The organism is Pseudogracilibacillus sp. SE30717A, assembly GCF_037071985.1.
Classification (GTDB): Bacteria; Bacillota; Bacilli; order Bacillales; family Amphibacillaceae; genus Pseudogracilibacillus.
In genome coordinates, this window is record NZ_JAXHDF010000008.1 from 161911 (window position 1) to 185054 (window position 23144).

Below are 23144 nucleotides of genomic sequence, written 5' to 3' on the forward strand. Positions count from 1 at the left end.
TCTATCCCCCTAAACTGTTTGTATTAATTGAAACATCGGTAACATTAATGTCATGTATACTAAAATAATAAAACAAGCTAGTAATACGAAGAACAGTGGCTGTATAAGTGTTATGAATCGCATTACCTTTTGTTCCATATCCTCCGCTAAAAAGTCAGCATAAATAGCTAAATCATTCGCTAAAGTGGAAGCATTCATATTTTTTTGAAATAAATTTGCTAACGTTTTGTCTATAAAAGGTAATTCCTTTAGTAAATGATCAATATACAGACCATTTGAAAACTGGTCTATCATCAATGAACTGTAATACGAAACAATTGGTAATTTATCTTGATCACTCATATTTGTTAGTGTGTCTTTGAGGGTTAATCCTGCCTTTAAAAACATACTCAAATGGGTAGAGAAGTAATAGGATGTTTGCATCTTAGTAAAACTTTTTAATATTGGTATTCTTTTGAAGATAGAAATTTGAGTTTGAACAGAAATTTTCTCTTTTACAGATGTCCAGACCCCTAATCCAACGAAAAAAATCAATGACAAGATAATAAATAATGTGCTAACTAAATCAATTGTAATAATGGAATAAAGAACTGCATTAGAGGATTCGGTATTTGTGGTAAACAGTTCTAAAAAGGAAGGTAATACGGAATATTTTAGAAAAACAAGTAAGATAATAAATGTAAAACTTAACACAATTGGATAACGAATAACTTGAACAAATTTTTTTCTGTACGTTATTCTGTTATCAAACATGATTAAACATTTTTCAAGACTAGCTAACAAATTCCCGTTTATTCGTACAAAATATAAATATGCTACTATAGTTCGATGAAAGGAAGCCTCATCAAATGCTTCATCAATTGGGTTTCCCTTTTTTAACGCATTTTCTACTTTTTCAGCTGACTGTTTAAGTTCCTGGTCCCATTGCATAACTTCTAAAGCAGCTAAAAGAGAATAACCGCTTTTTAATAAGCGATGAAGACGTTGTAAAAATCGAAGTTGTATCTGTTCCTTAACATCTGGCCTAATATTCGTAATTCTTAAACGTTTTTTCAGATATGAAACCATATAAATATGCCTTCTCTCTCAAATATTTAAATGTTTGAAAATCACTTTTGGCATGAATATCGTTTTTAATTATATTTGTGAGAATCTCTCCGTCTAGTAATTCCATAATTGCGGCACGACGGTATATTTTCCCCAACCTCTCAATCGGGATTAGTTTAATCGCAGCGATCGCAATTAAAGATTGTTGTAATTCTACGCGATTCACACCAAGATCCAGTAAACGCTCAATTGTTCCTACTGCATCTTTAGCATGTAAAGTACTTAATACTAAATGACCAGTTAAAGATGCTTGAAATGCAAATTCAGCTGTTTCTTGATCACGAATTTCACCAATCATCAAAATATCTGGATCATGACGTAAAGCTGCTTTTAATCCTGTCTGATAGTTAATTCCGGCCGATTCATTAACTTCCACTTGTAAAATATCATCTAATTTCTTTTCAACCGGATCTTCTAATGTAATCGCTTGGAAAGATTTTTCTTGCAACATATATTCCAGCAATGCATACATCGTTGTTGTTTTTCCACACCCGGTAGGACCTGTGAATAAAATAATTCCTGATGGACGATCTAACCATTTTATTATGTTTTGAAATTGAAAAGGAAAAAGAAATAGTTGTTCAAGCGTGAAGTTTTCTTGCTGCGGAAGGATGCGAATAGTAATACTTTCTGCATTCGCTAAAGGAAGGGTTGAAAGTCGTAAATAAAAGGATTGTTTATCTTTATTTATGTGAAGATGTGTACCGTTTTGTGGTATGCGATTTTCTCCAATATCCATACCTGAAGTGAATTTTAGATAGGTTAAAATCATTTGATAAACTGATTTATTGATGGATCGTAAGAACTCTCGTTTTCCCAGTAATCGAAAATAGATGTTTGTTTTATCTTGGTCAGAAAATGGATAGAAATGAATGTCAGAGGCATTTTTGGAGCAAGCATCATCCAGAAGGTTTTTTATAAATGTTGCTGCAGGATTTGTCAAATCATCACCTCCCTACTAAAAGCAACACTCTAATATATTCTTCGACATCATCTTATATCATTCCTGCTTTTTTTACAAGCTTTATTACAATTAAATTTATTAATGGGTATAAAATAACTTTCACTAACAAATAATAATGAATAAATTATTAAAGGAATGAACTGTATGTCTCACAATGACTATGTAAAATTTATAACTGAACAGATTGTTTCTCATATGAATAAAACCAAACAGGAACGAAAAGTACAAAAACAAAATAATTCTACTTTATCAGTTAGTAATAAGTGGTTTGGTATTTTCCCTTTCACTCTTAAATTACTACTTAAAAAATAATGAACGGAAATTAGTATAAATTTCAAGTGAATTTCCATGATGTTTACCTTATCAAATATTTTAAATGAAAAATCCAAACGAATAAAATGTTCAAGTTTAACATATTATTCGTTCGGATTTCTATAATGGGTTGTATCTAAGAGCTGCTGTTCATCTAGGCTCGTTAAGGTCTGTAAAATTGTAAAGTAAACGGGTTCGCTTTTTTCTCATCCCCTATTTGTGTAGCAGGCCCGTGTCCTGGATAAACTGTAAAATGGTCAGGAAGCGTGTATAAATGAGTAACGATGCTGTTTGCTAACTGTTCGATACTTCCTTCCGGTAAATCTGTGCGACCAATACCACGATTAAATAATACATCTCCACTCACAACAAAATCATGATCTCTAAATATAAACGAAACACTGCCTGGAGAATGTCCTGGAGTATGAACTATTTCACAAACGAATTCTCCAATTTTAAGCTCTCCAGTCTGAATAATTTTATCAGGTGGACTTGTCACAAATCCGTCACTTCCTAGAAATAATATGGACCGATTTAATGTGGCATCTTCTAACCAATCTTTTTCTTTATTGTGTAAATATACGTTCAATTTGTATTTGTTCCTAATCTCATCCACCGCACCTATATGATCAAAATGAGCATGGGTTAGTAAAATAGCTTGTGGTGTAAGTTTATTTTCCATAAGATAGTCCTCTATTATATGCGGATCGCCACCGGGATCAATAATAAGACATTGATGGTCCTTGCTTATGATATAACAATTTGTACCTAAAGGACCTAATGAAAAGGTTTCTACATGCATTGGATACCCTCCAGTTAATAATGATAGGTAATTCAAATGTCCAAAAAGGAATATAACTCGACAAATGAATATAGATGCTATAAAATATAGTATAGCTATGAGGTAATTTCATTTATTACATAATCATTAAATAGCAATCTTTTTTCATTTTACCATGTACATAAGGAGGATGTAATTAAAATGATTTTAGCAATTATTTTACTAATTGTTGCTTTACTTTCTGTTGTATCTTTTCTTAAACAAATTAAAATTAAAAACTACTTCGCATTGGCTTTTTCGGCTGCAGCAGCTTTAAGCTTCGGATTTTTCTCTGTTATGACAATCGTATGCAGTTTAACAAACGCTTCAATTTGTCAATAAGAAAAGCTTGTAGAAAACTTTTTCTACAAGCTTTTTTATATGAATAAATTTATTTTGCTTCAAAATCAATAAACCGAAATAAATCACCATAAATAATCTGATCCGAATATTCTAGTTCTTGCTGAACTGCCGCTTTGAAAGGGGTGCAAGGCGTTCCATCCTCTTTTCCCTCACTGTCAACTCCAATGACATCACCTGATTCACGATCATAACAAGTATTATTTGTATAAAGATATTCTTCACTAATAAAGTTACCGTTTCGCTGAACAATAAATCCTTTACGATCATCGTGAAATAAATCATTTCCAAAATAGATATCATGTTCAGTGTCAATTCCAAGCAAATGAAGAACGGTTGGCTTTATATCAATTTGCCCACTAATTTTCGACATTACTTCCCCTTCGCCATATCCCGGTATGTGAATAAAAAAAGGTACGCGCTGTAATTGTAAATAGTCATAAGGAGTAATTTCTTCTTTATCTAAAAACTCTGCCATCGCTTTATTATGATTAGCACTTATTCCATCGTGATCTCCCATAATAATAATGATAGAATCTTCGTACAACCCTGCTGCTTTTAACTGTATAAAAAATTGTTCAATAGCTTCATCCATATATCGTACTGTGGGAAAATAATTATTTAATGTATTGGAATTAGAATCATATGGTTCGATTGTACGATCTCCTTCATCCAGTTCAAAGGGAAAATGATTTGTTATCGTTATTAACTTAGCATAAAATGGTTGATCCAAGTCACGCAAATAAGGGAGCGTTTGTATAAAAAATTCTTTATCCTTCAAACCCCAGCCTATTTCATTATCTTCAGACACATCATAGAAATCTTTATCGTAAAATTGATCAATATTTAAACTATTGTACATTTGATTTCGATTCCAAAAACTATTTGTATTCGCGTGAAAAACAACTGATTCATAATTATTCTCTTTTAATATTTCGGGCATTGCATGATACTCATTCTGTGCATGTGTAAAAAAAACTGCTCCACCGGGTAACGGATATAATGAATTTTCCGTTAAAAATTCAGAGTCAGATGTTTTTCCTTGAGCGGTTTGATGATAAAAATTTTCAAAATAAAAAGTATCTTTATCGTGGACCAAGCTATTTAAGAAAGGTGTAATTTCTTCACCATTTAATTCATTATTTATGACAAATGATTGAACGGATTCAGCTGAAATGAAAATAATATTTTTTTCTTTTCCTATTCCATATAGATTAGATCTCTGATCACTGCGAACCTCATCTTTTAAATATTTTTTAATCGTTATTAAATCATTATCGTCCGCTAAGACTCGCTGTGAACGCATTTTAGATTGGACAACTATATCGTAAACATGAAAATAAAATATACCTATGTTTTTTACTAAATACTCGCGGTCAAATCCACGTGATAATAGTTGTGGCCTTTCCATCTCTGCTAATAGGAAATTACCAGACAGCATTAATAAAAAGATTACTAATGCTAAAATTTTGTTTCGTTTCGTATATACTTTGATTCCTGAATCTTTTAACTTTTTGCATAGATACCAGATGATTAGTACATCCACAAATAATAAAATATCATAAATTTTGATTAATGAGATGATACTCGTTGAAAGATCAGATAAATTACTCGTTTGGAACAATTGAGGGATCGTTATGAAATCTGTAAATGAGCGATAAAATAATAAATTAAAGTAGATAATAATTGTTCCGATTAACGCGCTGTATCTAATAAAAGCGTTTTGCTTGAGAGGGTTCTGTATCCATATACTAATTCCGAAGAAAACAATGGACGTAATAAATGGATTGAGTAAAATGATCAATTCTTGCATAAAATTATCTATTTCAATTTGGAAGATAAAACGATAAACAATATACGTCTTTACACCAAATATGAAACCCGCAAGGAGAAAAAGCGGTATATTTATCCGCCTAGTTTCCATGAAAAATCCTCCTAAAATTATAAATAATCATTTTTTTCTATTCCCTATTCTTTATAAAATTAAACCTTATTATTTTCTTCTGAGATTTCGCTCTTTAAAACAAGTATCGCTTGCTGATACATTTTTATATCAATTATATGAGCGTTGTACAAATCTCGTATTTCTGTCTGCATCAACTCAAGATCGGCTATACGATTACCTGTATAAATGAAGATACCAAACCTTTTAAGGATTGTGCGTACATCATATACTGTTTTCATTCTTTCACCAACTCTATATCGAATAAACTATTTTCTAAATCATATAATGTACAAAACCACAAAATAGAGGATGTTGGACATGCATAAGTATGTAGTTATTGTTGTTTTTATTATCTCTTTTTTTAGTCTATTTTACATATTTAAAAGTAAACTATCGATTGCTACGATGCAATATTTTCCAATTGATGAGCAAGTATTTTTCGATGATTCTGTAACAGATATTACTATTATATCAAATGATGCAGAAATTGAATGGTCTATAAGTTCTACAAGCAGTGAAATTGCTTATTTAAGACAAGATGTATCATTATTATTTGAAAATGGAAAATTTAAAGGTATTCAGAGTATGTGGAAACAACATTTGGATCACTTGGAACTGCAAAAGCGATTCAAACAACAAAACAGCAGCTTATTACAAGCAATTTCATTTCATCATGGAGAAATTCATTATCCAGATGAACAAATTTCAAGTATCCAAAAAATGACAAGTGATCATCTTTATTTTATCAAAGATGATGGAAAAATTCACGCTTTTCGTAAACCAAGTAATACGCTTGAAAAGAATTGGAAAATAAAACTGAATGAAATGACAGAACAACAATTGTTTTATCACTGGAATATGTTAATTAACCATTTCAACATCCAAGAAGATGAGTATGATAGTTTTCCTTTAACTAAATTAATTGAATATGAAGAAGCAACTCTACCGAATAGATCCAAAAAAGAGACCGAAAAAATTATCGGTCAACTTTGGGAAGGTTTATATAAAAACTATATTGTTTTACTTAAAGAGAAAGAAAACGAACAAAATAGCCATTATGTACCACTAATCATGATTGCTAAAGATAATAGCCATTTGTTAGTCATCTATGAATTAAACAACCAAAAGCAAAAATTAATCCAACGTTTAGATTAAGGAATTCAGCCGGAAACCAATACTAATTAAAAGAACTGTAAATGTAATATAAATAATAAAGGCAGAAAGCTGAATAAAACGATTTTGTTTAGCAGGTACATAAGTTATAGCTGATGTGATAAATCCCATAATTAATCCGCCAATATGAGCACCCATGTCAATTTGAGGTAGTGCGATGCCAATTGCCAAATTAATCACTAATATAACAATTAAACTCTTTCCCATCGTTTGTAGAAAAAGTTTTTTATAGATAAAGCCGAAAAATAATAAAGCACCAAATAGACCAAATAATGCACCAGAAGCGCCAGCTGAAACATGGGAATTAAATGCAAAACTAGCAAGCCCTCCACCAACTCCGGCTAAAAAATAGATAATAATAAATCGAACTGAACCAAATATTCGTTCAACCGTCATTCCTAAGTAATAAAGGGCAATGATATTCATGAAAAGATGGAATGGGCCTATATGTAGAAACATGGACGTTACGATACGCCACCACTCCCCATGTATAATAGCCGGATTATATTTTGCCCCACTTTGAATCAAATTTTCTATATTTGTACTTCCACCATTTATTTCTAACATTAAGAACATAAATAAGTTAAGTACAATGAATACATATGTGAAAATTGGCTTTCCATATGTAAAAACCTTTTCCATTTCATTGTTTTTCTCTCGTAATAGTTTACTTAACTTCATTTTATAAATGGCAACCGCATTCTCTTGTTCAAATTCCGGAAGGAGGCTCTGTTCTTCCATTGCAGTTGAATTTACTTGCTCTAATAGTCTTGCTCTCTCACGGCTATAATTTTCTTCAGTGAGATAAAACAGTTTCATTTTTAAAGGTTTCTTTGCCTTTAATTGCATTGGTTTTTTTAATATTTCCCAATCGTCTACTGGTTCATGAGAAGCGACATAAACGTTATAAATTTCAATATTTTTGCCGATTAAAAACTGTTTCATCGTCTGAACACGTTGAAAAACGGAAGTAACATCTGACTTTAAATGATTTTTCCAATCAAATCCTTTATGAATAAGTCGAATTACTTTAGATACATTTTTTTCATATTTCTCTAGCCATACTTCATCAGTTGTCGGATTTAAATGTAACATTTCATATTGATCATTTTTAATAAGATCATCAGCCAATTGATACATATAATACTGCTCTGTAATAAACATACTCCACCTCCTTCTCTCCTACCATTTTATCATTCATAATAAGTAGTTATGCTTAATGAAGAGTTTTTTTACAACTTTATACACTTGTCTTCTGTAATCATATATTGAACTGGGATATCATGTTCTTCATTAAAATCAACGTTTTTCAAAAGTTGATGTTTACTTAATAGAGATACTGTTTTATGGTGGTAATTTTTTAAAAAACGATCATAAAAGCCACCACCAAATCCAATTCGATATCCATCATTATTAAACACAATCCCTGGAACGATTAATAATTCAATCTGGCTCTTAGATATTCTTTTTGTTATTTTATCATCTGGTTCCATTAAATTACCAAAACCTCTTAGAACATCTTCTTCCCTATTTATCAGATAAAAATCCATTTCCTTTGTAATTGGCTTACATTTCGGAATACAAATTTCCTTATGCTCCATCCAACCAAGATCAATAATGGGCTTTGTATTCCACTCCAAATCAGAAGACCATGTTATTCCGATTACTTGTGAATTTTTCCATAAACTTGAATTAAATAATTGATAATAAAGTCTTTCCTCAATCTGTTGCTTTTCGAAAACATCTATATTTTTTAATTTTTGTATCATTTCATTTCTCAGTTCTGACTTTTTCAATGATTACACCCCAACGTTATTGTAACGTATTACTTGATTCTTTTCTTCATAAGTGATTAAAATGATTCGTAAAGGAATTTTTTTTACTATACAAGCTTGTTTCTTTTAAAAAAATAAAAAACTCCTATCCAATTGTTTGGAAAGAGTTTTATAATCTATTACTTATTTTGTTTCACGATGTAACGTATGTTTTCTTAGACGTGGGCAGTATTTCATTAATTCAATACGTTCTGTATTATTACGGTTATTTTTTGTAGTGATATAATTTCTATCTCCTGTTTCCGTACAAGCAAGTGTAATATTTACACGCATCTCTATCCCTCCAAATCACTTAAATCAGAATTTCTATTTTATTTTACCCTTAATAATGATAACAGATACATGTGAATCACGCAATAAGTATTAACTTTAATTTTTTTCTTAGCAAAAATAGAAAGATTCATAGTATAATGTTAAAATAGATTGTGGAGGAGGTAGAAATATGGTTTATTTATTAGTATCTATAATTGTAATTGCTCTTATTCTGTTCATTAGTTCTTTCTTCATGTCGGACAAGTTCAAAAATTTAGAAGATCAAATAGAACAAATTTCAATTGTTACCATGCAAGATACATATCAAATTAAGAAAAAACTTAAAGTCCTTGAAGAAGAACTGTTAACAGAGAACAGCTTTCAACATGATACTCAGATCCCAAAATCAGTACAAGATAAACCCCTTTTAATACAAAAGGTGTATCATTTGCATCAGCAGGGTTATTCAACTGAAGATATTTCAAGTCAAACTGATTTATCCAGTCACGATGTTCAAACAATCCTGAATCATAATATATAGTATGTAAGGAGATTAATGAATACGATGAAACAACCAATACGATTTTTTTCAATTGGATTATTAAGCTCAGCAATAATCATGCTCGGTTTTAATTTTTTTGATAATAGTTCAAAAGAATCAATTGAAAATGTACCAGTTGATGAATTGATTACAAAAGTAGAAGAAGATGGCTATCGCGTCATTACAGATGATGAATTTATTTCTTACTCTTTCTTTGTAGAGCAGGAAAAACAGGAACAAGCATCTAAAGAAGACGATAATAAACAAAAAGATAAAGCTGAAGACAAAGATGAAAAGGATAAGGATAAGGAAAAGGAAAAGCAAGAAAAGGCTGATAAAGATAAAAAAGATACAAAAAAAGCTGAAAAAGAAGAAGCTGAAGATGATAAGGAAAAAGTAATAAAAGCTAAATTTACTACAAAGTCCGGAGTTGTTTCTCAAGATATTGCAGATATTTTAGTTGAAAAGAAAATAATTAAAGATTCCAAAAAATTCGCTAAATACCTTGAAGATAATGACTATAGTCCTTATATCCAACTTGGAACTTTTGAAGTAAATAGTGATATGAGTTTTAAAGAATTAGCTGAAACAGTCACTACTTATCCTGGAGATTAATCCTATAAAATAAAACAGTCTAGCAATTTGCTAGGCTGTTTTATTATGCTCTAATGTAACTGTTCAAAGTGCAATAAAACGCCTTAAGTGGTTAACGACCAAATTAAGACGTTTAAATCAATCATTCTTCTTCCGTGTCATCTGCGTTATTTTTATCACGTTTCTCTTTTAACTCAAAATACGTATCCAAAAGTCCGCGGCCAATTTTATGGTTAACATGATGTCCATTATTTTTACCTAATTGAGGTACAATAACGGCAAAAGCAACTTCTGGATCATCATAAGGGGCATAACCGACTAAAGATAAATTTTCCACATCAGCTACTTTCTTTATCTCTCCATTAGCATCTGGTTGATACACTTCATTCTCAGCAGTACCCGTTTTTCCTACGGGACGATAACTTCTTCCTGCCCAGTTTGTGTAACCTGTACCACCTTGTTCATTAAACACTTTCCAAAAACCGTCTTGAACACGTTTAATATAATTGGGGTTTATATCTACTTCATTTAACACATTTGGATGAATCACCGTATCAATTGGTCCTAATTCATCGTTACTAGAAGGATGTCTTATTTCCTTTACAAGATGAGGTTGTACACGGTAACCATTATTTGCAATGGTCGAAACATATTGTCCAAGTTGCAATACTGTATACGTATCATATTGTCCAATCCCAAGGTCCATCAAATTACCTGGTCGATCAGCCGGACCAACAAATCCAGTTGACTCAAAAGGAAAATCGATTCCTGTACTGACCCCTAAACCAAATTGATTAAAATAATTACGCATTGTTTGAACACCTTCAATATTAAACGTTGCCGACGAACCATTTGGAAACGGGTTTCTATACTCTCCACCCATTCGCAACCCAATATAGAACATATAAACGTTAGAAGAATACTTTAAAGCAGTCATATCGTTTACAGGACCAAGTGATTTGTATGATTTTTTTGGTGGAGTACCGGCAATTTGTATCGGGCGATCATTAAAAGTATCTCCAGGTGAAATCACACCTGACTGCAATCCAGCCAATACGGTTGCTCCTTTAACAGATGAACCTGGTCGATGTGCATCATACAACACTTTATGTGGTGTATTTTCATATTCACCTGTCTCCCGATTATAATGTTGTCCGCTCAAAGCAAGAATTTCACCTGTTTTAGGATTCATTACGATAGCAAGTGCATCTTCTAACCAATAATTTCCTCGACTTTTTGCTGCTTTTAATTCTTTTAAAACTATTTCATCTACAAGCTCCTGATATTCCATATCAATTGTTAAAACAAGATCTTTTCCTCGTACACCCGGTACAACAATATCCGAGCCAATAACTTCTCCATTTTTTGTTGTAGTGTATTGGACCTGTTCTTTTCTGCCACGAAGTATATCTTCATATTGTTCCTCTAATCCGCTTTTACCGACTCGATCATTTCGATTATATCCTCTCGTCAAGTAATACTCTTCTTTTTCGGCAGGAATTCCTTGCTCCTGGGAAGTAATTGAACCAATGATAGATTTTAATGTATCTTTGTATAAATACTTTCTTTCCCAATCTGTTGTCGCATTAATACCTGGAAGCTCACTTAAATGTTCAGCAATTTGAGCATACTCTTGGACAGATATATCTTTATTTTTTATCACTTCTGGAGTGAGAGCATATGCTTTATCAAGTTCTCGCTTAATTGCTATGGCTTGTAGTTCCTCATCCGAAAAATTAGCGATATCTTCATCAGTGATCCTTTCTAACATAAGATCATATTGTTCAATATCATCTAGCTCTTTCTTCTCTTTTTCAGATAATCTTTCCAATGCTTCTTCGGTATTTTTCAAATACCAATATTCTTTTTTATTTCTCTCGGTTATTTTTTTTAGTCCTTCTTCATTAATGGTAAGAAAATCAATTAATTCTTCAGCCAACTCTAATTTATTATTAGCTTGTACACGCTTTGGTGGTGTATATGTAATGGAGTAAAGTGGCTTATTATCAACGATTAATTCCCCATTCCGATCATAAATTTTCCCTCTTGGAACAGGTGATCTTGAAGTATCCTGTATTGTCCGATCAATTTCTTCCTGAAAACTTTCCCCTTGCAAAATTTGTACGATTCCCAATTGGACTACTAGTATAGAAAATAAAATAAATACTGCAAAAAATATAAGATTTAAACGCAAGGGAATCCGTGACGTTTTTTTCTTTTTCTGAACCATATTCGTATTCCCCTTTATAAACAATTTTATCTAATTAATTATATCATTATATTAGAGGAATTTTAATTAATATGGGGTTATTTTTCATAAGATAAATTCACTTGTCTCATAAAAAGATAAATAAATAAATATGCATGACTAAACAAACCAAGTAATACAGGAATTGGCTTTGTGTCTTTAAAATACATAATCGACAATATGAAAATTAGAACGGATATAATTCTTCCTGCATTCACAAATATTTCTAGCGTTACAACATATTCAATCCGAAGTTTTTTTGCAAATTCACTTGTACCGATTACGTCATAGCTCATCGAATTAAATGGAACGTTTATAATCGGATAACCTATACCGATAATAATAGCATAAAGGATTAAGCGAGTATAAGACAGATCAAATAAAATAATAAAGACAGACAAACTAATAATCATACTTCCAAAAAGAATAGCTCTTTTACGTAATGTCGGTTTTACTATCTTTGTTACTAATAAATAAAAGACAAAAGAAAATCCACTAAGAAACAAATTAAACATCCCAAGTGCAAATTCACTTTTAGTAATGAGGAATACCCAAATTGTTACGACAAAAACAAATATTCCTTCTCTCATTCCTTGAAAGACATTAGCTTTTATAACATTTTGCCAATTTTTATTTCTTTTCATTTCTTTCATTACCGTAATTAATCCATATTTACCATCTGCTTTCCTTCTATGCAAAAAAAAGCTACAGATTACAGCGAGAATAAACAAAGAAAATGAAATCGAGAATACAGTTGTATACCCTATATCAGTTGCTAATTTATCAATAATAAATCCTGCGAGTACTGGTCCAATCATTCCTCCAAGTGACTCTAGGCCTCCCATAAATCCATTAAAAAAATCCCGGGTTTCCGGTTCAGTTATTTCAAACGTCAATACATTAAAAGCTAGCCAGTAAAAACCATAACCGATCCCTAATAAGCACCCTAGTAAGAAATTATATTTTGCTGCTTTATCTCCAATTATTAATACAGTGAGAAAAAATACAGACAAAAAAATAACTCCTAACCTTAATACAATTATCCGATCAATTTTTTTAGCTAATTTTCCCGCAAGAATAAAAGTTAGCGGTTGAAAAATAAAAATTGCTAAATTATAATTTGCAATCGTTAAAAAGTCATTCGTTTGTCTCCATAAAAACACATTAACAAATGTATTGGATAAAAATATCCCCAAAGAATAAAGGCCACCAATGATTAAAAGTAAAATTAAATCCCTATTCGTCTTATCTTGATCAAAAAAATGCGATGTAAACTTCCACATATCTCTAAGCGCTCCTTTAGTAAGTATAGTGTGAGCAACTAAAGTGTGAGATATGTAAAAAAATAAAACAAAAAGCACAGGAATTTATCCTGTGCCTTTTGTTATTTTGCTTCATTATAATTTTTAGTTACTTCATCCCAATTAACTATATCCCAAAACGCTTTTGCGTAGTCTGGACGTCTGTTTTGATAATTTAAGTAATAAGCGTGCTCCCATACATCAAGGCCTAAAATTGGCGTTTTACCTTCCATTAAAGGACTATCTTGATTTGGTGTGCTAGTTATTTCTAACTCACCGTTATTAACAGCTAGCCAAGCCCAACCAGAGCCAAAGCGTGTTGCTGCAGCTTTTGCAAATTCCTCTTTAAAACTATCAAAGCTACCAAACTTTTCATTAATTTTATCAGCTAATTCACCTGTTGGCTCACCGCCACCATTTGGAGAAAGGACTTTCCAGAATAGGCTGTGGTTTGCGTGTCCTCCACCATTATTACGTACTGCTGTACGAATATCTTCTGGAACTGCATTTAAATCACTTACTAAGTCTTCAATCGACTTACTCTGCAAGTCGCTATGTCCTTCTAGAGCTGCATTTAAGTTTGTTACATAAGTATTGTGATGCTTCGTGTGATGAATATTCATTGTCTCTTTATCGATTGTTGGCTCTAAAGCATCGTAATCGTATGGTAATTCAGGTAACTCAAACTTTGACATATGTTATCCTCTCCTTAATTTTATAATCCCTACATGTAAAGGTTATCAAAGCTTTAATAAAGGTGCAAATCTTTAGCACTTTTTATTAATTAACAAAGGTAAAAAATGATGAAGCATAAATAGGATACTGTATTCCAAATGATACACAAATAAAAAAACAAGCTTTTCGCTTGTTTATATGGCTCGAGACGGAATCGAACCGCCGACACAAGGATTTTCAGTCCTTTGCTCTACCGACTGAGCTATCGAGCCATGATAATAGTAGTATTGTAATTCAGTTATTCGTTTACTATTCGGATTAGTCGCCTACGGTCCAGTGGGTCCTCGGCGCAGATGGTGTATTTTTTATAAAAATACACATTGCTCTACCGACTGAGCTATCGAGCCTAGAAATATGTATTTCATGTATATGGAGGAGGAAGAGGGATTCGAACCCCCGCGGGCTTTGACACCCCTGTCGGTTTTCAAGACCGATCCCTTCAGCCAGACTTGGGTATTCCTCCGAGTTTAAAATGGACCCTGCAGGACTCGAACCTGCGACCGATCGGTTATGAGCCGATAGCTCTAACCAACTGAGCTAAGGGTCCTTATAAGTAGCGGCGGAGGGGATCGAACCCACGACCTCACGGGTATGAACCGTACGCTCTCGCCAGCTGAGCTACGCCGCCATATGGCTCCACAGGTAGGGTTCGAACCTACGACCGATCGGTTAACAGCCGATTGCTCTACCACTGAGCTACTGTGGAATAAGAATTGTAGAAAAGTTTATTTCTTAACTATGTTTATTTGTTCCGCTGTCCTCATACTATTATATGAAGTCAGCTTACTTTAAGATAGTGCTATGTAAAAAATCTCATTCATTTTACTTTCACTTTTGCTTCCCTTGGATATTATAATAGATTTGAGATCAGTTTGTCCAATGAAATATGTATATAAAATAAAATGAATTTATTAAGTAAATAATTTATCCCTAAAAGAGACGACAAGATATAATTTACCATGGAATTTATATCTTGTCAATCCTTTTTTAAAAATATTTATTTTTAGAGGAATTATTGGTTTCCATTAAGTACTTCTTCAGCAATATTTACTGCATGATCCCCTATTCTTTCTAAATTACTTATAATATCGACAAATACAATTCCAGCCGATCCTGTACAAAGAGCTTCATTCATACGAATAATATGCTTTTTTCGGAAACTTCTTTCCATCTTATCTATTTGATCCTCTTTTTGAATGACAGCTAATGCTTCTTCTCTGTCCAATGATTCAAGAGATTTTACAGCCTGATTTACAGTGGAAATAGTTAAATCAAACATTTCATGAAGATCTTCATGTGCATGTTCTGTTAAATTTATCTTATTCGAAATTTTATATTCCATTAATTCTATAATGTTCTCAAAATGATCTCCTATTCGTTCTATGTCACGAACGCTATCCATTAACGCAGTATGTTTAGAACTGTCTGCTTCTGATAATGTTTTGCTTGAAATGCTAACTAAATAATTCGTTATTTCTCTATCCAGATTATTCAATGCTCCTTCTATTTGCATTGCCATCTCTGAATGTTTTTCTTGTTGGGTCATAACATATAGGCTTGTTTCTTCTAAACCTTTTACACTGTATTCCCCCATACGAATAATCTCAGATTTAGCTTGATCGAGCGCTACAGTGGGAGATTGTTCGATAAAGATTGGGTCTAAGTGCTGAGGTTTGTATTCTATTGTCACATCTTCCCCTGGTATTATCCTTGTAACGATCCACGCTAAAGCACCAATAAAAGGGAATTGGATAATCGTATTAGCTATATTAAAACTTCCGTGAGCAAAGGCTATCGTCATTTCTGGGTTAAGATTAAATGTACTTTGTAAGAACATTACAAAACTTACAAAAAATCCTAATATAATCATAAATATAACTGTTCCGATAACATTGAATGTGACATGGGTAAAAGCAGCTCTTCTTGCTGCAACAGAAGTACCGATAGATGCTAATATTGCTGTTATTGTTGTACCAATATTGTCACCAAACAGTACAGGTATTGCAGCATGTAATGTGATTGCACCCTCGGAAAATAATCCTTGCAAAATACCGACTGTCGCACTAGAACTTTGCACAATTAGTGTAAAAACTGTACCAATTACTACTCCTAATATCGGATTATCACTCATATTAACAGTTAAATCGTGAAAAGCTTCTAAAGATCGTAATGGTTTCATCCCGTTACTCATTAACCCTAAACCAAAAAATAATGCACCAAATCCAAAAATAGCTTGTCCAATCACATTTATTTTTTGACTTTTAAAGAAAAATAACATAAAACAACCAACTGCAATAATTGGTAACGCATATTCTCCAATATCTAAACCAATTATGAAAGCTGTAATAGTAGTACCGATATTAGCTCCCATAATGACACCAATTGCTTGTCGAAATGTCATGAATCCAGCATTAACTAATGCAACAGTTAATACCGTTGTCCCAGAACTACTCTGGATAAGCACTGTAACAAGTATTCCAGCAAGTACACCTAGAAATGGATTACTTGTAAACCGGTCTAAAATATCACGTAGCCTGTCCCCAGCAAATTTTTGGAGACCATCTCCCATAAATTTAATTCCTAATAAAAAGATCCCTAAACCACCAATAAATTCAAAGAGAATGGATTGTAAGTCGATTGATTCTGTCAATTGTTAATCATCTCCGAGCACATAATAATATTACACTCCTATTATTATGAAATATTAAATAGATGTAAAGTATATTTCGGATATTTAACATTAAATTTACAAACGATATAAGGCCATTTGACTTTCTTATATTTCCTTCACTAAAATTCGTGTCCCATCTACTTGTGTAACTTGGACTTTTGTGCCTTTTTTTATCCATTGTGCATTGGAAATTGCACTATAATCCTTTTCATCAATTAAAATTGTACCAACAGGGCGTAAATCTGTTAATGTTATGCCTTCTTTTCCTACTAATGATTCAAATTCCTTATTCAATGAAGAATAACCAGCTTCTTTTGTTAAACGGTCTTTTAGCGTAATTTTACTCCACATGTTTCGTCTTTTAAATATTTTAAGGAAAGTAAAAGACAATCCACCACCTAATAATACCCCGATAACTGCGTATAAACCTGCGTAAAAGTTAGGAGCTGCTATTGTAACAGACAAGATCATTCCTGCAAGTCCCAACGTTGCAAGTGTTCCGTCATTTAAAATTTTACCATCGATGATTATTAGTAATAAACTAACAAAATAAATAATAAGCATAGTTATAAAAACAGATGGGTCTACTAAAAACATATAGAAATATAAAACAATAAAACCTATTCCTAAAATACCAAAGAATCCTCTCATATTAACAAGAATTTCTCCTATTAAGAATAATGTACCCAATCCCACAATAACAAAACCAATCCAATCAGTAGAAAAAATTGCATCCATATGAGTACCTCCTAATAAATAAATTTCCGGATGTGATATGTATATGTCGCTTACTAAAAAAATTTGTCTGTATACTTTTATTATACTGTTAATTGTAAGTTTGTATAATGATATTAAAAAAGAAACAAATATAACAAATAATTCATCAAGTTTACCCTTATATGTGGATAATGGATTTAAATCAATAAAAATAAAAACAACTACAGGTGATACTATTTTATCTGTAACTGAACATATTAATGGAGAAGTTTTAAATGATATGACAATGGAAAATATATTGGATGATTTTAATAACCTGAATCCGAATGTGAATTCCTTAGAATTAACACCCGGGGAGTATTATTATTTTCCGGTTTACAAGGACCTTGTACAAAACTAAAAAAATTCGAATTGATTAAATACATAAATCAATTCGAATTCCTTTTTTTGTCTAATTGTTAATCATTTATATAAGAGGTAAAATAAAAAGCCGCACAAGAATTGATAAAACACCAATAACAATAGCAGTATTACCTAAAATAGGTGCTTCTCTATTTCTTGCAATAAATCCAACAATGATTCCTGCGCCCGCAAATAGAATTGGTATTATGAAGAATGAAATTGCACTAAGTGCGATCGCGATCCATCCATACATATTTTGTACTTCCTCATGTCGATCTTCATTATCTCGATCAAAATCACGACGTTCATCTCTATTTTCACCGATTGGCGTAGGTGGGTCCTCCAACATTTCTGCTGCCGTTTCTTCTTTAAAAATATGCTCATTATCCAATCGTCGATTAGTATTAATATCTTCGGCAATAGGATGGTCAGCATCATTTAGAAGGTTGTCCTTTGACGGATCATTTAAATTTTGATTTTCCAATAGCTAAACCCCCTTTTCGATTAGGTAGGTATAGTTTATGGAGTATTTATGAATTCATTTATGTTATTTATTACATATTATTGCATTATTTTATTAAGAAGGTTTTCATCAAACGTACCATTTTTTATCATTTCAATTTCGAATTTATATGGTGGCTTTTTATTTTTCTTATCTGACCCCACATACGGTGTTTCCAAAATTTTTGGAATATCTTTGAATTCTTCATGAAAAATAACATAATGTAATGCTTTGTATCCAATATGTCCGAATCCGATATTTTCATGGCGATCTTTTTGTGCACCACGTTCATTTTTACTGTCATTCACATGTACTACCTTGATACGGTCTACACCAATAATTTTATCAAATTCATTAAGAACATCATCAAAACCATCGGCAATATGGTATCCTGCATCATGAATATGGCAAGTATCTAAACAAACACTTAATTTTTCATTATGTGTTACTCCATCAATAATTTTAGCAATTTCATCAAAACTTCTACCAATTTCCGTTCCTTTACCAGCCATTGTTTCTAATGCTATTTGCACCTTTTGATCCTTTGTGATGACTTCATTTAAACCCTCAATAATTTTCTTAATACCCTCATCAACCCCTGCTCCCACATGAGCGCCTGGATGTAAAACAATTTGACGTGCTCCTAAAGCCTCTGTTCGTTCAATTTCATTTTTTAAAAAAGTAACTCCCAATTCAAAAGTGGCTGGTTTTATTGTGTTAGCAATATTTATAATATATGGTGCGTGGACTATGATGTTATTTATACCATTTTCTTTCATATGTGCTAGTCCCGCTGCAATATTTAACTCTTCAATAGGCTTTCGTCTCGTATTTTGTGGTGCACCTGTATAAATCATAAATGTATTTGCCCCATAAGAAACAGCCTCTTCACTAGACCCTAACAACATTTTCTTTCCACTCATCGATACATGAGAACCTAAGTTTACCATTTTTTCCACCCCGTTATTTTCTATTTCTACGACCTTCTCTTTTTAATCGACTCTTTATTCGTTCTTGTTGTTTCTTCATTTTCTTTTTATAGCCTGGTTTTACTTTTTGAGGTTTTTTTACTCGACTCCATGCTTCTTTATCGAGTTTAGTTGAAACATTTTTTCGCAACTGGCGTTTATTAAAACGATTCGTTTCAATCCATTCCCCATTTTTAACATCAGAAAAAGTAAATGTAATCCCATTCTTTTCTAAACGTTCAATTAATGACGTATCCTCTTCCTTAAAAAAGCTGATTGCAGTACCCGATAATCCCGCTCTTGCTGTTCTACCAACACGATGTATATAAAATTCAACTTCTTTTGGCAACTCCACATTAATTACATGACTTGCACCCTTAATATCGATACCTCTAGATGCTAAATCTGTCGCGACAATGTATTGATAGCGAAGATCTAAAATTGCTTTTACCATTCTTTTTCTTTCACGACTTGTTAAACCGCCATGTAGGACACCTACATTTAAACCTTTTTCTACCAATTTGTCCCCTAACTCATTGGCTGACTCTTTACTATTTGTAAATAAAATTGCTACATATGGCTGAATAACTTCGGATATGTCCATTATTTTATTTACAATATCCTGATGCTTAATCTCGATCAAGCGATGTTCCATCTTTTCAGGAGATATCCCATTTTCTATTTTAATATGAATTGGTTGAGCTAAATATTTCTTCAAAAATGGCTGAAGTTGTTGTGGAATCGTAGCAGAAAAAACTAAAAGTTGTACATCTTTTTTGCTCCGAACTAGCAGCTCGTCTATCGTATCAATAAAACGAAAATCCAGCATCAAATCTGCTTCATCAATGACAAACGAAGTTGCTGAATAGATAGAAAGAGCTCCCTCATTGATCATATCTAAAATTCGACCTGGCGTCCCAACTACAATATGAGGCTTTTTCTCTAGTTGCTTTATCATACGCTGTCTATCAACACCGCCGACAATTAATCGTGAAATCCATACTTGCTCTTTATTAGCATACGTAGTCATCGTTTTAATCTCTTCGTATATTTGCATCGATAATTCCCTTGTCGGTGCCGTGATAACTATTTGTACTTCTTGTGAAGATTCATCAATTCTATTAAGTAATGGCAATAAATAAGCATGAGTTTTTCCTGAACCAGTTTGGGATTGACCAATAATACTTTTACCATTTAATATTGCGGGTATTGCCTCTTTCTGAATTTCTGTAGGCGTTTGAAAGTAAAGCTTATCAACTATATTTAATATTGTATTATTTAAACCTATTTGTTTAAAATTAATTTCAGACATTATATACTCCTTTCAATTAAACAAATTGAAATGGATCTGTATTTACTTTTGACTCAATGATTGGCAAATCTGGTAGTTTTTTTAGTAAGAATTCTTTCGTAGCCTGCTTCATAATCTTTTCAATATAGTGACCAGCATCAATAATAGTCAGTCCCATTTCCTGTGCATCCTGTGCCATATGGAAGGTTACGTCACCAGTGATAAATGCATCTGCCCCCATTTTTTTCGCGTGGTACAAATATTTTTCACCACTGCCACCAATGATTGCTACTGATTTAACCATTTTATCTTGATTACCTGTCACTCGCAAGTGATTGATTTGATAAGCTTTTTTAATTTGATTACATAACTCTTGAACTTTAACCGGACGTTCTAACGTACCAATACGGCCTAGGCCAATAGAATTGCCAATATGTTTTAATGGATACAGATCATACGCGACTTCCTCATATGGATGAGCTTCTTTCATTGCTGAAAGCACTCGTTTATACTCTTTTTCCTTAATAATTGTTTCAATTTTAATTTCATTTACAATTTCTAATTTGTTTTTACTGCCAATATACGGGTTTGTTCCTTCCATAGGCATAAAAGTACCTTGCCCAGAAGTTTGAAATGTACAATGACTGTAATTACCAATATAACCTGCCCCTGAATCACCTAGAGCCTCTCTTACTTGTCCAGCATATGTTTCCGGGACAAAAACGATTAGTTTTAAGAATTCTTCTGTCCTTATATCGACAAGTGGCTTCGTATGATTTACTTTCAAAGCTTCAGAAAGTAAATCATTTACCCCGCCTTCCGCAACATCTAAATTAGTATGCGAAGCATAAACAGTAATATTATGTTCAATTAGCTTTTTAATTACTTTTCCTTTCACTGTTTGAAAATTAATTTGCTTTAATGGTTTAAAGATAAGCGGGTGATGTGCCAGGATCAAGTTAACTTCTTGCTCAATTGCTTCATCCACAACAGACTCTATTACATCTAAGGTAACTAAAACTTTCTTTGTTTTATCTTCAGCAGTCCCTACTTGAAGCCCGACATTATCCCAATCATATGCTAAATCTGTCGGTGCCCATTGTTCAAGTGCTTTAAAAATCTGTCCATGAGTAATTTGTTTCACGATAAAACCTCCTCAATCCACCGTAACTGGGTCTCATATAGAGTAAGTTTTTCTTCATCCATGTTTTTAGCATGTTTCATCTGACGAATAACATGTAGTAATTTAATTCGTTCATGCTCCCATTTTTTTAAAAATACAGGAGTTTTTTCATTTATTAATATTGGTCCAAACATAAATTGTTTTTCAATTAACATTGTTTCTTGATACAAAGTTTCTGATTTTTTCTCACCAATAATTATTTCGTATATATGATCATTTTCTTCCATAATAACTTCATTCACTAAGGAATATCCATTATGAAATAACCATTGTCGTACTAAATGAGCATGGTTGTTAGGTTGTAAAATAAGCCGATTAACATGATTTAATTTTTTCGACCCATTCGCAAGTATTTTACTTATCAGGCTACCACCCATACCGGCAACTACAATTTCATTAATATGATCGTTATCCTGAATCACATCGAGACCATTTCCTAATCTGACCTCTATTCTTTTCGCCAGGTCATATTGTTGTACTGTTTCAATTGCTCTTCTGTACGGGCCCTCTCGAACTTCGCCAGCAATTGCTTGAGCAAATGGATCGTGTAAACAAACATAACATGGAAGATAGCCATGATCCGAACCAATATCAGCAAAGCATGTTTTAGCGGTTAAAAAAGACGCGATCATTTTTAATCGATGTGATAATTTTGACTCTATTTTCATCATACTCACCTATATTTGTATAAAATCGAGAAAAGCTTTCTGTTTGTACAGAAAGCTTACACTAAAAATTACATTATGTTAATTATTTCATTTCACTTAGCCATTCAGCTAGTAAGTCTGCTTCTTCATTTCCTACAAGACCGCCTGGCATACTTCCTTGGCCATTCATAATAATTTCATGAATATCGTCAGCTGAATGGTCACTTCCTACTTTCGTCAAGTCAGGGCCAGCTCCTCCGGATAAATCATCACCATGACAGCTAGCACATGATTTAGAGAAAATTTCTTCAGGATCTGTTGCAACTTCTCCCTGTTCTTCAACTTCTCCGCCATTTTCTTCAGCAAGTCGAATATCATCACGTTGATAAACGCCAATATAAAAGACTATAATCGCTGCAAATATACCTACGATAGCTATGATTCCAAATGGGAGAACATTTTTCTTCATGACGCTACTTCCTCCTTATGTAATTGTTATGTATTTCTTATGAATTAAGACTATCCTTATTCTACTCGAAAATCCTTTTAGTTTAAAGTAATAATACATAACCTAAG

General features: G+C 32.5%; 25 protein-coding genes and 5 tRNA genes. 6 read left to right on the top strand and 24 right to left on the bottom strand.

The features are described from left to right. Positions 1-9 precede the first annotated feature (9 nt). Together comGB and comGA are read right to left on the bottom strand one after the other, a co-directional pair. A complete protein-coding gene (gene comGB, locus SPD48_RS13975; protein ID WP_336258743.1) occupies positions 10-1068 on the bottom strand; it encodes a competence type IV pilus assembly protein ComGB in 1059 nt (352 codons plus the stop codon). Then, complete coding sequence (gene comGA, locus SPD48_RS13980) at positions 1025-2050, bottom strand: competence type IV pilus ATPase ComGA (protein WP_336258744.1); 1026 nt, start codon at positions 2048-2050, stop codon at positions 1025-1027. Before comGA ends, comGB begins: the two co-directional genes overlap by 44 nt. 165 nt (positions 2051-2215) lie before the next feature. Between comGA and SPD48_RS13985 the strand changes: the two genes are divergently transcribed. Further along, positions 2216-2383: a YqzE family protein gene (locus SPD48_RS13985; RefSeq protein WP_336258745.1), complete on the top strand. Its 168-nt coding sequence runs from the start codon at positions 2216-2218 to the stop codon at positions 2381-2383. A 163-nt stretch (positions 2384-2546) separates the two neighbouring features. Here the strand turns inward: SPD48_RS13985 and SPD48_RS13990 are convergent, their stop codons facing one another. Continuing rightward, positions 2547-3185 (bottom strand): MBL fold metallo-hydrolase, encoded by a 639-nt coding sequence (locus tag SPD48_RS13990; RefSeq protein ID WP_336258746.1) that lies wholly within the window; start codon positions 3183-3185, stop codon positions 2547-2549. Between the two features lie 180 nt (positions 3186-3365). Between SPD48_RS13990 and SPD48_RS13995 the strand changes: the two genes are divergently transcribed. Next, positions 3366-3545, top strand: coding sequence for a DUF2759 family protein (locus SPD48_RS13995; protein WP_336258747.1), 180 nt, complete (start codon positions 3366-3368; stop codon positions 3543-3545). A 49-nt stretch (positions 3546-3594) separates the two neighbouring features. Here SPD48_RS13995 and SPD48_RS14000 read toward each other — a convergent pair whose 3' ends face one another. Together SPD48_RS14000 and SPD48_RS14005 are read right to left on the bottom strand one after the other, a co-directional pair. Then, positions 3595-5487, bottom strand: coding sequence for an LTA synthase family protein (locus tag SPD48_RS14000; protein ID WP_336258748.1), 1893 nt, complete (start codon positions 5485-5487; stop codon positions 3595-3597). Positions 5488-5546: 59 nt separating this feature from the next. Continuing rightward, complete coding sequence (locus SPD48_RS14005) at positions 5547-5747, bottom strand: YqgQ family protein (RefSeq protein WP_336258749.1); 201 nt, start codon at positions 5745-5747, stop codon at positions 5547-5549. Positions 5748-5826: 79 nt separating this feature from the next. Here SPD48_RS14005 and SPD48_RS14010 point away from each other — a divergent pair, with 79 nt between their 5' ends. Then, complete coding sequence (locus SPD48_RS14010) at positions 5827-6663, top strand: hypothetical protein (protein ID WP_336258750.1); 837 nt, start codon at positions 5827-5829, stop codon at positions 6661-6663. On the opposite strand, the gene SPD48_RS14015 is transcribed toward SPD48_RS14010, so the two are convergent. The 3 genes from SPD48_RS14015 to rpmG form a co-directional block, all read right to left on the bottom strand. Next, complete coding sequence (locus SPD48_RS14015; RefSeq protein WP_336258751.1) at positions 6655-7845, bottom strand: rhomboid family intramembrane serine protease; 1191 nt, start codon at positions 7843-7845, stop codon at positions 6655-6657. The genes SPD48_RS14010 and SPD48_RS14015 overlap by 9 nt on opposite strands. A 68-nt stretch (positions 7846-7913) precedes the next feature. Then, complete coding sequence (locus tag SPD48_RS14020) at positions 7914-8477, bottom strand: 5-formyltetrahydrofolate cyclo-ligase (RefSeq protein ID WP_336258752.1); 564 nt, start codon at positions 8475-8477, stop codon at positions 7914-7916. 162 nt (positions 8478-8639) lie between these two features. Further along, complete coding sequence (rpmG, locus tag SPD48_RS14025; RefSeq protein ID WP_336258753.1) at positions 8640-8789, bottom strand: 50S ribosomal protein L33; 150 nt, start codon at positions 8787-8789, stop codon at positions 8640-8642. Between the two features lie 169 nt (positions 8790-8958). Between rpmG and SPD48_RS14030 the strand changes: the two genes are divergently transcribed. Both SPD48_RS14030 and SPD48_RS14035 read left to right on the top strand, forming a co-directional pair. Beyond that, a complete protein-coding gene (locus SPD48_RS14030) occupies positions 8959-9309 on the top strand; it encodes a hypothetical protein (RefSeq protein ID WP_336258754.1) in 351 nt (116 codons plus the stop codon). Positions 9310-9333: 24 nt separating this feature from the next. Further along, on the top strand, positions 9334-9924 hold the full coding sequence (locus SPD48_RS14035; RefSeq protein ID WP_336258755.1) for a hypothetical protein: 591 nt from the start codon (positions 9334-9336) through the stop codon (positions 9922-9924). A 121-nt stretch (positions 9925-10045) separates the two neighbouring features. On the opposite strand, the gene SPD48_RS14040 is transcribed toward SPD48_RS14035, so the two are convergent. The 10 genes from SPD48_RS14040 to SPD48_RS14085 form a co-directional block, all read right to left on the bottom strand. Beyond that, positions 10046-12133: a peptidoglycan D,D-transpeptidase FtsI family protein gene (locus SPD48_RS14040; RefSeq protein ID WP_336258756.1), complete on the bottom strand. Its 2088-nt coding sequence runs from the start codon at positions 12131-12133 to the stop codon at positions 10046-10048. Positions 12134-12210: 77 nt separating this feature from the next. Then, complete coding sequence (locus SPD48_RS14045; protein ID WP_336258757.1) at positions 12211-13434, bottom strand: MFS transporter; 1224 nt, start codon at positions 13432-13434, stop codon at positions 12211-12213. Positions 13435-13535: 101 nt separating this feature from the next. Continuing rightward, complete coding sequence (gene sodA, locus SPD48_RS14050; protein WP_336258758.1) at positions 13536-14147, bottom strand: superoxide dismutase SodA; 612 nt, start codon at positions 14145-14147, stop codon at positions 13536-13538. A gap of 179 nt (positions 14148-14326) precedes the next feature. Next, a tRNA-Phe gene (locus SPD48_RS14055) sits at positions 14327-14399 on the bottom strand. 158 nt (positions 14400-14557) lie between these two features. Continuing rightward, positions 14558-14650: transfer RNA gene (locus tag SPD48_RS14060), tRNA-Ser, on the bottom strand. Positions 14651-14660: 10 nt separating this feature from the next. Continuing rightward, positions 14661-14734 (bottom strand) — tRNA-Ile (locus SPD48_RS14065). A 7-nt stretch (positions 14735-14741) separates the two neighbouring features. Beyond that, positions 14742-14815: transfer RNA gene (locus tag SPD48_RS14070), tRNA-Met, on the bottom strand. Between the two features lie 3 nt (positions 14816-14818). After that, a tRNA-Asn gene (locus SPD48_RS14075) sits at positions 14819-14893 on the bottom strand. 306 nt (positions 14894-15199) lie between these two features. Then, positions 15200-16837, bottom strand: coding sequence for a Na/Pi cotransporter family protein (locus tag SPD48_RS14080; RefSeq protein WP_336258759.1), 1638 nt, complete (start codon positions 16835-16837; stop codon positions 15200-15202). Positions 16838-16963: 126 nt separating this feature from the next. Continuing rightward, complete coding sequence (locus SPD48_RS14085; RefSeq protein WP_336258760.1) at positions 16964-17596, bottom strand: NfeD family protein; 633 nt, start codon at positions 17594-17596, stop codon at positions 16964-16966. A 43-nt stretch (positions 17597-17639) separates the two neighbouring features. Here SPD48_RS14085 and SPD48_RS14090 point away from each other — a divergent pair, with 43 nt between their 5' ends. Further along, entirely contained in the window at positions 17640-17975 is a 336-nt protein-coding gene (locus SPD48_RS14090; protein ID WP_336258761.1) for a hypothetical protein, read from the top strand. A 66-nt stretch (positions 17976-18041) separates the two neighbouring features. Here SPD48_RS14090 and SPD48_RS14095 read toward each other — a convergent pair whose 3' ends face one another. From SPD48_RS14095 to cccA, 6 genes are all read right to left on the bottom strand, one after another. After that, positions 18042-18461 (bottom strand): hypothetical protein, encoded by a 420-nt coding sequence (locus SPD48_RS14095; RefSeq protein ID WP_336258762.1) that lies wholly within the window; start codon positions 18459-18461, stop codon positions 18042-18044. A gap of 77 nt (positions 18462-18538) precedes the next feature. Next, positions 18539-19429, bottom strand: coding sequence for a deoxyribonuclease IV (locus tag SPD48_RS14100; RefSeq protein ID WP_336258763.1), 891 nt, complete (start codon positions 19427-19429; stop codon positions 18539-18541). Positions 19430-19442: 13 nt separating this feature from the next. Continuing rightward, positions 19443-20759: a DEAD/DEAH box helicase gene (locus tag SPD48_RS14105; protein ID WP_336258764.1), complete on the bottom strand. Its 1317-nt coding sequence runs from the start codon at positions 20757-20759 to the stop codon at positions 19443-19445. Positions 20760-20775: 16 nt separating this feature from the next. Next, positions 20776-21882, bottom strand: a complete 1107-nt coding sequence (locus SPD48_RS14110; RefSeq protein ID WP_336258765.1) for a Nif3-like dinuclear metal center hexameric protein — start codon at positions 21880-21882, stop codon at positions 20776-20778. Then, on the bottom strand, positions 21879-22589 hold the full coding sequence (locus SPD48_RS14115) for a tRNA (adenine(22)-N(1))-methyltransferase (RefSeq protein WP_336258766.1): 711 nt from the start codon (positions 22587-22589) through the stop codon (positions 21879-21881). Before SPD48_RS14115 ends, SPD48_RS14110 begins: the two co-directional genes overlap by 4 nt. An 82-nt stretch (positions 22590-22671) precedes the next feature. Then, positions 22672-23037: a cytochrome c550 gene (gene cccA, locus SPD48_RS14120; RefSeq protein WP_336258767.1), complete on the bottom strand. Its 366-nt coding sequence runs from the start codon at positions 23035-23037 to the stop codon at positions 22672-22674. Between the last annotated feature and the right edge of the window lie 107 nt (positions 23038-23144).

Coding starts and splice junctions, on each gene's coding strand:
- comGB (WP_336258743.1), bottom strand. CDS start 1,068: ATGGTTTCATATCTGAAAAAACGTTTAAGAATTACGAATATTAGGCCA.
- SPD48_RS13985 (WP_336258745.1), top strand. CDS start 2,216: ATGTCTCACAATGACTATGTAAAATTTATAACTGAACAGATTGTTTCT.
- SPD48_RS13990 (WP_336258746.1), bottom strand. CDS start 3,185: ATGCATGTAGAAACCTTTTCATTAGGTCCTTTAGGTACAAATTGTTAT.
- SPD48_RS13995 (WP_336258747.1), top strand. CDS start 3,366: ATGATTTTAGCAATTATTTTACTAATTGTTGCTTTACTTTCTGTTGTA.
- SPD48_RS14000 (WP_336258748.1), bottom strand. CDS start 5,487: ATGGAAACTAGGCGGATAAATATACCGCTTTTTCTCCTTGCGGGTTTC.
- SPD48_RS14005 (WP_336258749.1), bottom strand. CDS start 5,747: ATGAAAACAGTATATGATGTACGCACAATCCTTAAAAGGTTTGGTATC.
- SPD48_RS14010 (WP_336258750.1), top strand. CDS start 5,827: ATGCATAAGTATGTAGTTATTGTTGTTTTTATTATCTCTTTTTTTAGT.
- SPD48_RS14015 (WP_336258751.1), bottom strand. CDS start 7,845: ATGTTTATTACAGAGCAGTATTATATGTATCAATTGGCTGATGATCTT.
- rpmG (WP_336258753.1), bottom strand. CDS start 8,789: ATGCGTGTAAATATTACACTTGCTTGTACGGAAACAGGAGATAGAAAT.
- SPD48_RS14030 (WP_336258754.1), top strand. CDS start 8,959: ATGGTTTATTTATTAGTATCTATAATTGTAATTGCTCTTATTCTGTTC.
- SPD48_RS14035 (WP_336258755.1), top strand. CDS start 9,334: ATGAAACAACCAATACGATTTTTTTCAATTGGATTATTAAGCTCAGCA.
- SPD48_RS14040 (WP_336258756.1), bottom strand. CDS start 12,133: ATGGTTCAGAAAAAGAAAAAAACGTCACGGATTCCCTTGCGTTTAAAT.
- SPD48_RS14045 (WP_336258757.1), bottom strand. CDS start 13,434: ATGTGGAAGTTTACATCGCATTTTTTTGATCAAGATAAGACGAATAGG.
- sodA (WP_336258758.1), bottom strand. CDS start 14,147: ATGTCAAAGTTTGAGTTACCTGAATTACCATACGATTACGATGCTTTA.
- SPD48_RS14085 (WP_336258760.1), bottom strand. CDS start 17,596: ATGGATGCAATTTTTTCTACTGATTGGATTGGTTTTGTTATTGTGGGA.
- SPD48_RS14090 (WP_336258761.1), top strand. CDS start 17,640: ATGTCGCTTACTAAAAAAATTTGTCTGTATACTTTTATTATACTGTTA.
- SPD48_RS14100 (WP_336258763.1), bottom strand. CDS start 19,429: ATGGTAAACTTAGGTTCTCATGTATCGATGAGTGGAAAGAAAATGTTG.
- SPD48_RS14105 (WP_336258764.1), bottom strand. CDS start 20,759: ATGTCTGAAATTAATTTTAAACAAATAGGTTTAAATAATACAATATTA.
- SPD48_RS14115 (WP_336258766.1), bottom strand. CDS start 22,589: ATGAAAATAGAGTCAAAATTATCACATCGATTAAAAATGATCGCGTCT.
- cccA (WP_336258767.1), bottom strand. CDS start 23,037: ATGAAGAAAAATGTTCTCCCATTTGGAATCATAGCTATCGTAGGTATA.